This is a genomic window from Heyndrickxia sporothermodurans (assembly GCF_003055045.1).
In the GTDB taxonomy this organism is placed as follows: Bacteria; Bacillota; Bacilli; order Bacillales; family Bacillaceae_C; genus Heyndrickxia; species Heyndrickxia sporothermodurans.
In genome coordinates, this window is the sequence record NZ_NAZB01000035.1 from 1 (window position 1) to 3,552 (window position 3,552).

Annotated in this window: 4 protein-coding genes; 1 reads left to right on the forward strand and 3 read right to left on the reverse strand. The window is 37.1% G+C overall.

What is annotated here, in order from left to right; genetic code table 11:
* On the forward strand, positions 1 to 257 hold a 257-nt coding region (locus tag B5V89_RS14820; RefSeq protein WP_142406530.1), incomplete at its 5' end, for an integrase core domain-containing protein.
* A 365-nt stretch (positions 258 to 622) separates the two neighbouring features.
* On the opposite strand, the gene B5V89_RS14825 is transcribed toward B5V89_RS14820, so the two are convergent.
* The 3 genes from B5V89_RS14825 to B5V89_RS14835 all read right to left on the reverse strand — a co-directional run bounded on the left by B5V89_RS14825 (position 623) and on the right by B5V89_RS14835 (position 3,173).
* Positions 623 to 1,456, reverse strand: coding sequence for an SPL family radical SAM protein (locus B5V89_RS14825; protein WP_181294683.1), 834 nt, complete (start codon positions 1,454 to 1,456; stop codon positions 623 to 625).
* Positions 1,457 to 1,598: 142 nt separating this feature from the next.
* The gene (locus B5V89_RS14830) at positions 1,599 to 1,940 is read right to left on the reverse strand and encodes a YolD-like family protein (protein ID WP_066234589.1); all 342 of its coding nucleotides are present in this window, start codon (positions 1,938 to 1,940) and stop codon (positions 1,599 to 1,601) included.
* 21 nt (positions 1,941 to 1,961) lie between these two features.
* Positions 1,962 to 3,173 carry a Y-family DNA polymerase gene (locus B5V89_RS14835; RefSeq protein ID WP_066234692.1) on the reverse strand — a complete coding sequence of 404 codons (1,212 nt, stop codon included), beginning with the start codon at positions 3,171 to 3,173 and terminating at the stop codon, positions 1,962 to 1,964.
* Positions 3,174 to 3,552 lie beyond the last annotated feature (379 nt).

The window sequence follows — 3,552 nt, forward strand, 5'->3', positions numbered from 1 at the left end:
CACTAGAACATGAAAGAATTCCACCAAAAACGCCAAATATGAATGCTCACATTGAGTCTTTTCATAGAATTTTTGAAGATGATTGTTTATCAAGATGGCAATTTGAAACGTATGCACAAGCCTATGAATCAGTCGCAGAGTTTATGGTGTTTTATAACGAAAGACGCATGCATTCTAGTATTTTAGACTTATCGCCAAATGAGTTTTATGAACAGCAACAATGTGAAAACGTGAAAATCAAAGAGGTACGGGTTTAATCGCCCCTTCCATTTTTTCTTCCTTTTGTCCCAAAAATTATTTCAGCCATTTCTGGAATGGAATCAAGGGCGACGATAGTCGGGCGAAGCCTTTACCCTTGAAGGAATGGAAGCAATGGCTATGATCTCAAAAGGACAAAAGGAAACGAAAAAGAATGTAATTTTAAGATAAAGTGAGATTAAGAGAAATACTGTCCAAAATTCGGGGGTTAATCCGCTTTAACTACCATCAGTTTAAATTTCTCACTATATTTAGCCATAAATAAACACTCCAAAAGTTAGATTTTTACTCTAACTTTTGGGGTGCAGTACAAAGTTTGATTCTTAGTCCAACTTAGGGGGGTTCGCTTCATGATCTAATCTTTTTATTTTGGAAAGGCTTCTTTTTTTGAAACTCTTATCATTTCACTAGGAAAGTATTTATGAAAATATTTTTCTACCATTACATGTATATCTTTACGATACCACTTGGATAAATCATGCTCTTCAAATACTTTTGGCATTCCTAATCTCTCTGAACGCTTTCCCATTGATCCATCACCAATACTTAAAGTATCGATCCAAACATGGTTTACGATACCCTTCAATTGTTTTGGAAAATCAGGTGTAAAAGGTAACAGCGGGGAAATCGAAGCTTGTGTAGGTATTCCGGCATCATGAATTTCCTTTAAGGCTTTTAGCCGGATTTTAATTCCCGGTGCATATGGTGCGAATATTTGCTTAATCTCTTCTCTGTCCGTTTCGATTGTCATAGATACTAAAACTTCACATTTTTCTTTCAATCTAATTATCAAATCGATATCCCTTGTGATAAGTGGGCTTCGTGTTTGAATTTGAAGAAAATCAGGAGGATTCTCAATCATTTCTGCTAAGATCGCTCTTGTAATGTTTGCCTTACGTTCTATTGGTTGATAAGGGTCCGTTGCAGAGGACATAAATATATTTACGGGTTTGTTCTTCCTCCGAAGTTTGATGATTTCATTCCGGTAATTTTCAGCTGCATTTGTTTTTATGTCCAGCCATTCTCCCCAAGGAATTTCTTTGAATCTCTGAATCGGCATTTCCCTTACATAACAGTATCTGCAAGAAAACGCACACCCACTATAGGGATTCAATGAATGTGTAAATCCGACATCTAAATAACCTTTTGCTTCTGTAAGGATTTTTTTAGAAAGTGTTTCTTTCATTTCAATCTTCACGTACTTTTCTCCTCTCTTTGGGTTTACCATAGCCACATATCCTGATTACTAAACGAAATAGTCGAGTGCATAATAAGAAAACCACTAATAGAGGTCAATAAGGATGGTTATTAGCCCACCCTTTAATAATTAATGTAACAACTTATATTTCGTCTTCGATCATCTGAACATCCACAATATTTTCAAGAAAAATTGTATGCACCTCATCAAATCTATCAATAATATCCAGTTTTCCCTCTAATGGCTTGTAGCGTTTAATCAATCCTAGCACAAGCTCATGGTGATGATTGCGATAATGAGTGATGGTTACCGTTTTTCCACATTCTATTGCTTCGTTCATTATATCGTCCATTCGTTCAAGTTGTTGTTCATCCATGTATTTTTGCTGTTCATACGTATCTTCCTCTGCCCAATCCCGAAGCATTTTTACATGCTCAGGAAGCATAAGTGAATTCCACTTGATTCGACCGCGATCACGTATCATCTTTGTCACCTCTATTCATTGTTATGCTTTATGACCACCTACTAATGCGGCACGTTTTCTTGCTGTTCCCGCTTGTGTATAAGAAACCGCTCGAAGCAGTGAGCCTGCTCCATACTTTTGACGAATTCGATCAACGACAAATCCTAGTTCATGCTGTTTAACACGATTCGGTTCAAATAAACTAAGCTGAAGGACCCGATCATCGATAAGATTCGAAACGGCAATAGTAATCTGTCGAACATTTTTCCCCGAATAATGAAGGTGAAATAATTTTAAACATACTTGATATATCTTCATCGTCACATTTGTTGGTTCATTAATCGTGTGTGAACGGTAAAATCCTCCACCGAAATCAGAGTCACTGTACCCTATTCCTAAACTAATCGTTCGTCCAGCCTTTCCATGTACTCGGGTTCTTTGGGCTACTTCTTCACACATTTCTAAAATGACATGTTTGATTTCAGGTTCTTCTTTGTAGTCCCGTAACAAAATTTGGCTTTTTCCAAAGCTTACCTGCCCTTCCATAATAGGAGCTCCTAATTCAGATAAATCTATGCCCCAGGCATGGTAATAGAGCTGATTGCCAATAATACCAAATTCCTTTTCTAACTTCGCGAGGTCATAATGTGCAAGCTGTCCGACAGAAAAAATCCCCATCCGATTGAGCCGCTTTTCAAGTTGTCTCCCAATTCCCCACATTTCTTTTAATGGAGAAATCCCCCACAGCTTTTCAGGAACATCCTCATAGGTCCATTCGGAAATGCCCTGCTTCTTTGCATCAATATCTAGACAAAGCTTTGACATGAGTATATTTGGACCAATGCCAATTGCACACGGAAGCTGAAACTCCCGTTCAAGCTCATCTTTTATTTTTGCAGCAATCGTTTTTGCATCTCCCCAAAGAAGATCTGCCTTATCCACTTTGATAAAACTTTCATCGACACTATATACATGTATCGCTTCCTTTGGTACGTATCGGTTAAATAAACGGGTAATCTCGGTTGCAATGCGTAGATAAGTTGCCATTTTTGCTTCAACAATTTTAATACAAGGATCATCTGGAATTTCAAACAGTCGAGAGCCTGTTTTAATTCCAAAATCCTTTTTTAATTTTGGTGAAGCAGCAAGCACGACACTTCCTTGCTGTTCTTTGTTCCCAACTACCGCTAAATAGCAGCTTAATGGATCCTCCCCCTCCATTACAGCAGAACAACTCGCATAAAAGCTTTTCATATCTACACATAAAATCTGATGATGTGGTAACGTATTGTAATCAACCGTCACGCTCTTCACCCTTTTTCAATTATATAATTTTGCCTCTGAATAGGAACGTTAGTTCTTATTATATGTATTATTTTATTCGAATATACGTTCGTGTTCAATCATCATTTTTTGGAAATTAGGAAAAAAGTCCACCCTGTTCATAGTTAATATGGATTATATTTTAAACTAATTTAAAATAAGCGGAAATTCTTCGGTTATACAGTAGAATAGAGCTCGGTTTGGGGGATATAGGCGGAGATTTTCCGATTAAGCAAAGAAAAATTACCCTTTTTTACGTTTTTAGAGTCAATAGCCGGAAAACTTCCGTCTATTTCTTACGATTAGTCAA

What these genes read in the sequence shown, in the direction of transcription:
- B5V89_RS14830 (WP_066234589.1), bottom strand. Translation starts at nt 1,940, where the DNA reads ATGATACGTGATCGCGGTCGAATCAAGTGGAATTCACTTATGCTTCCT.
- B5V89_RS14835 (WP_066234692.1), bottom strand. Translation starts at nt 3,173, where the DNA reads ATGAAAAGCTTTTATGCGAGTTGTTCTGCTGTAATGGAGGGGGAGGAT.